Origin of the sequence: Siphonobacter sp. BAB-5405, from assembly GCF_002872335.1 — a bacterium.
GTDB lineage: Bacteria > Bacteroidota > Bacteroidia > Cytophagales > Spirosomataceae > Siphonobacter.
The window spans coordinates 1-5,699 of the sequence record NZ_NJAG01000089.1; the positions used below are offsets into that span (position 1 = coordinate 1).

4 protein-coding genes are annotated in these 5,699 nt (G+C 38.9%); 1 reads left to right on the plus strand and 3 read right to left on the minus strand.

The genetic code is table 11. The annotated features are described in order from the left end of the window. From BWI97_RS25755 to BWI97_RS25765, 3 genes are all read right to left on the minus strand, one after another. A partial coding sequence (locus tag BWI97_RS25755; RefSeq protein ID WP_146011047.1) for a hypothetical protein occupies positions 1-391 on the minus strand: 391 nt, incomplete at its 3' end. A gap of 590 nt (positions 392-981) precedes the next feature. Then, positions 982-1,278: a hypothetical protein gene (locus BWI97_RS25760; protein ID WP_094813305.1), complete on the minus strand. Its 297-nt coding sequence runs from the start codon at positions 1,276-1,278 to the stop codon at positions 982-984. A 101-nt stretch (positions 1,279-1,379) separates the two neighbouring features. Further along, positions 1,380-2,039 carry an AAA family ATPase gene (locus tag BWI97_RS25765; RefSeq protein ID WP_094813303.1) on the minus strand — a complete coding sequence of 220 codons (660 nt, stop codon included), beginning with the start codon at positions 2,037-2,039 and terminating at the stop codon, positions 1,380-1,382. 2,115 nt (positions 2,040-4,154) lie between these two features. Here BWI97_RS25765 and BWI97_RS25770 point away from each other — a divergent pair. Further along, positions 4,155-5,126, plus strand: coding sequence for a replication initiation protein (locus tag BWI97_RS25770; protein WP_102203360.1), 972 nt, complete (start codon positions 4,155-4,157; stop codon positions 5,124-5,126). Positions 5,127-5,699 lie beyond the last annotated feature (573 nt).

The window sequence follows — 5,699 nt, forward strand, 5'->3', positions numbered from 1 at the left end:
GGGCTGCAAACGAGGGAAGGCTAGCCTGTAGGTTGACCACTGGTCCCACCCATATGAACCATTGTTTGAGTTCACCTACACACCGATGATACGCATACTGCAAATGTCCGGTAGACAACTCCGTTGTACTTTCTTCGTACCGGGAGGTCAATCCCCCGGCATAGGTGGCCGTTTGTAGCTGGACAAAATGCCGATTGTGGTGTCCCTGGCTCAGAAAATAAAGTTGTAGCGGAAAGGCTTTCCCTCGTTGAACGAGTTGAGACATCCCTTCATAGCGAGCCGCACCCAGCGAAAGTCCCGTTCCTAGCCCTAGCTGCCGTACCGATGAAGCGGGTGTCTGAGCCAGACAAACATTTGTCACCAATAGGCTTACGAGTAAACTTCTGATCATAGTTATTTTTCTAAATCAACCCCTCGTATTAGCGAGTAAAGCTCTGGCAAGATAGTAGATAATCACTGGATCAAACTGGCCGTGGATTAGTAGTTAACAATTAATTAAACAAGTCGGAAAGGGAAAAGACATGTTTAGTTGCGAAGGCTTAGAATAATTGAAAGCAAGCAGACATCGCAGGGACCCAGTTAGTAAACGGGGGACTACAACAAACCTGCCGTTCGTATCCTTCAGACCGCAGAGCTACTCAGGCAAATCCTTGACTTGCCTGAACAACTAGCGTTAATCCAGGCTTCGCCGCATACGGTTAAAGCCCCGACTGGCGAAAGTGTAAGAAAGATGATCTGTTTTTTAGAAGAACTTACGAGACGTCACGAAGTCGGGATTGTGGCGGTATCACGCACACCGTGGCCATTGAATGCTGCCTGGGAGGACCTCTGAACCACTCCCCCGCTTTTACGTATCAGCGACCTATCCTATAACGCTAATGTATAGCTTCTCCCCTACCCTAGGGAACCTCATTAGCGTGTAAAGCTGTATACGTGCCTGGAATCTACAATACGCGTAAATCTTTTATGTGGACATTTCTCTTACTTCTTCTTCGAATCCCGCTGAATTTTTTCTTCCAGTGCCTGGATAATATAGGCGTGACGGGAAGGCCGCTGTCGCTTGGGGATTTTCGCTAACACCTCCTCGATCTCCGTCAGCTGACTTTGATATAGCCGAAGTAACACTGTTTTAATAGCATCTTCATCCGGCTGATCGATAACCTCAGGTTTTACTTTCGTAGATGAGCCGCCTTTATTAATTAAGGCTTCAATTTTCTTCTCATCCATTGCAGATTCTACATTAGACTTCGCTACAGATGGTTTTTTTGCAATCGCCATATTTTTAAACAGTTGTGATGATTTAATATATCATTTTATATATCAATTATGATATGTAGTCTAGTATGGTATATATATCAAAAAGATATATAAATTAGATTTTACGATGCTTGCTGATTCAATACGTTTAGCATGGCTTCGTAAAGGGCGAGAAACTCGGCCGATGCTTTTTCATCTGCGGGCTTTAATTCCAGAATTCCAAGTCCGTAAGAGATGGCATTTGCAAAAGCTTTGCGATTAATAAGGGGAGCATCCAGATAGGTCAAAACCTGCGATTCTCTTAGCATTTCTCCCACTTCCCGGTTGTCGACTCCTTTGGGATCAGCCCGGTTTACGAAAGACATAGCCTTCAGTTTGGGATTCACAATCTGCATCTCTGAAATGAGCTGCTCAACTTTTTCAAGTGTCCAGATGTCCAGAGAACGGGGATAAAACGGTACCATATACACATCCGTAATCGATAGTGCAGCCCGCTGACTTGCCGTATCACGTCCCCCCGTATCAATGACCACGTCGTCAAATTTGCTAGCCAATTTGAGCACTTCGGATCGCACTTCTTTATCCGACTGACGAATGGCAGTGTAGCCTTTGTTACCCTCCAGTGCCATTTCCCGTTGTACAGAAAATTCGTGAGCAGACTCCTGATCATCGGCATCAACGAACAACACATCTCTTCCCTGATTACTGAGATATACAGCCAAGTTGGTTGCTAAAGTCGTCTTTCCACTCCCTCCCTTAATACCGCCTGTAGTGAAAATCATAGTGTGATGGGGTTTTCTTTGAAAGGCGAAGATACGACTAGTTTTGATATACTTGTAATATACAATTTATATAAAAATAGCATCAGATAGTATATAGTAAATAATATAATATTGATATCTTTTATATATCATTGCAACAGACATTTATCTAGTAATGAACAAGTTAATATTAAATGAATGGATCGACTCTTTCATAAGTCGATCTAGTATCTATATTTATCCGTATAGCCATATAATTACAAAATTGCATTGTGAATGGTAGAACCAGAAGGCACAAGAGCTAGTATTGGCCGATGGGAAGAAAGTTTACTGAATCTTAAGCAAATTCAAAGCTGATTTGATTGAAAAAGGTAGGTTGTAAGGTAACGTATTATTAAACCTTATGAGTATATAATAAATAGTCTTCCGATAATTAACTCATTATATGGTAATAGATATACTAAATATATGCATATGATATCATAAAACATATCTTTTAATATAAGGTATATATATCTTTTACGATTACAAAACCCTGTGTGTAAGTTTATTACATTGCATTAAAAATAAGTTATAGTTTGTGAAATAGTGATTACATTTCTACTACTAAATATCAGCTTTTAGCCATTTGGAATATTTAGAGTATGTTCAAAAATTACGGAACTGTACGCAGGCGTTTAGGTAGACAGTCGAGTAGGGTGTTCAATTCTGGTAACCTTTCGCTACATTTTGGTCAGCGAGATGATGGGCTACGCTTGTTCTGTCCACTTCGTATGAAAGCTTCGTAGAACTTTCTAAGAAGATTCGGTAATGAGTACCTGCTTCTGGAAGAAAAATGGTTCCGCTTTGTTTAAGCCAGTGTTGATCGGTGTCTGGTTATAGCCTCCTGACACGTTAAAAAAAACAGCCGACATCAATCAAAGGTATTTCTTCCCTGAACTCAAGTAGCAATTGGCTCAACTAATTACGACAGGCGAAGCGTTCGCAATAGGATGACAAAAATAAATGATCTCTTTGCTGTTTTGAAAAGACTAACTTACTACGGATATAATCTATGTGAAACAGTATAATAAGTATATCAATTATGTAATAATGATTTATATATAAATTCATATAGTTTATGTATAACAATTTATATCAAATTTAAGTATTAATTATCTGATAATCAGTATATTAAATGAGAATAATAAAAATATATATTAATATAACTATTAAAAAATGTCTTTCAATTGCATCAAATTGCATAAGCTATGCTTTTGGCATAGCGGATATTTATAAATCACTGTATATCAGGTATTTACAAATATGATATCTAAGTGATTAGGAGTCTAATTGCATCAAATTGCATAACGTATACACTTTACTATTTATAAAATCGGGGTTAGTTAAGAGAACATTCCTGTCAATTATACACTGATTTTCAGAAGTTTAAACTTGGACAGCTTTCTAGACATGACTAATTGCATCAAATTGCATAAGGTGTCCAAGGCACGGAATATCCTTCCAGAAAAATATTGCATCAAATTGCATGATCTATACGTTAAGGGTTATATTAATGGATAAATGACTGATAATCAGAACTAAAATTAATTTGATGGATTCACTATTGCATCAAATTGCATAAAGTAAAAGCGAATAATATATTGATTTTCAGTGATTTAATATTTCGCAGTGTGGATTGAGTCGCAGGATGAAGCTAAAAATGTGTTTGACTAACCGCTATAAACTAATTTTTTAGTTCATGTTCTCCTTTTCATTTTATTGATTTAAAACTTTTTTCGCCCTCAGAAAATCAGCGTGCGGCGAAGCCGACGCAAGCCAAAAAAGCGGGCTGGAGATTAATTGATAAAATGTTGTATTAATTAATTGATTAATTGCTGGAGTGTGGATAAGTAAGATAAACTTATGATTATCAGATATTTAAAAATTGCTATTGCATCAAATTGCATAGGGTATTGCATCAAATTGCATAAGGTATTGCATCAAATTGCATAAAGTGACCCTATCGCTATTGCATCAAATTGCATAAGGTATTGCATCAAATTGCATAAACCGCTCAATAAATAAATCAGGTAAAAGAATCATGATGCAATTAGGTGATGTATATTTACCTGTGATCCTATACAGGCTTGACATATGAAAGAAAAGAGTTTGGTTCGAATCAGTAACACAATGAATTTCACGCGGCAGGAATTTCTGGCTGTCGAAAAACATATTGTTTTACTTACTTTGCTAAGTCTAAAAGGAAAGCAGGGGATGAAGGCCGACTTTGGTGGTAAGAACGAAGCTCTGGAGATTACTTTCAACGCATCGGAATTGAAGGAAACCAACCGGGAACGGATCAAGGAATCGCTGGAGCGATTGACAACCCGCAAAATACACTTTGATTACTCCAAACCTGGTCACGATTACTTTGGGTTTATTGTTCCCATCATATCAGCCAAATACGAAGGCAAGAAGGGCGTCAATTCAGAGATTACGGTGTTGATTAACCCCGACGCCAAAAAATTGTTTCTGGAGCTTTCTAACGGGTATTCTACGCTGGATTTGCAGGCCATTCTAAGCTTGAAAAGCAATTACTCCATTCGGTTGTACGAATTGCTGAGTATGAAAGCCCGCAATGAGCCCTGGACCATAGAAGTAGATGCTCTTAAAAATCTCCTTGATATTGAGTTGGGAGCATACAAGAATTTTAATCTTTTTGAAACTCGTATTCTCAAATACACTCAGAACGAACTAGCCGAACATTGTGGCGTTTTCTTTGATTGGAAGGTAGCGGCCAAGGATCGGAAGAAAATTACGGSCCTAACATTCACAATCCGGGATCGTGAAAAATTGAACCGTGAGTTTTTGACTGAAGAAACGAGTAAAACGATTGATTACGTGACCTCGCTAGGGGATGTTCAGGTGGCGAATAAAGTGCGATCGGCCTGTCAGAAATATACACTTACAGAAAAGCAAATTCAGTGGATTCTGGAAAGCCAGGAACGGGTCAATGAGTTGATTCGGGTCGATCTGATCATCGAGGATAAAACGGCCAAGGGGAAAGGCCCCAAGAATCGCACGAAATACCTGGCCAAGAGTTTGGGATTGGATAAGTTGAGTTAAACGACGAATGCTAGATAGTCTTCCCTAAATAGCCATTCAAAAACTTAGGATGTATGTTCCATCTACCTAACGAAAATTGAATAACTCCATATGAACGTAGAAGTAGAATATACAAACATAAAAGGAATGTATATAAGTATTATGATTTAAAACGTTTCTATAACGTTTTTAAAAATCATGTATTTTATCGAGTCGGTATGCTTTTAATCCTATATTTCTTTTGAAATGGAAAGGTATATTCGAGCATAGGTTTAAATCTGTGGGTTTTCTCTCTCCGCGTTTTGGCTCCCGCGACTCTATTCTGACTGGCGATGGAGTACATCGCTGTAGGTAGACTCTTACAGGAATTTTCAAGCGAAAGGCCCATTAAACGAATTTGCCGACCTTCTGGCAGCAGTGATGACCCAATGCTTCGAACGTAATGATGCCAGCGGTCATCTGGGCAAGCTCGTTTTAGAAAGAATACCTTCCCAGCCATCATCAAAAAGTAATTTCATACGGGTAAACTTCCCGTGCGTATCCTTGATAAATTCGACCTGCGACTCCGTATCAAGCTGAAAGAGCGTGGGAGAT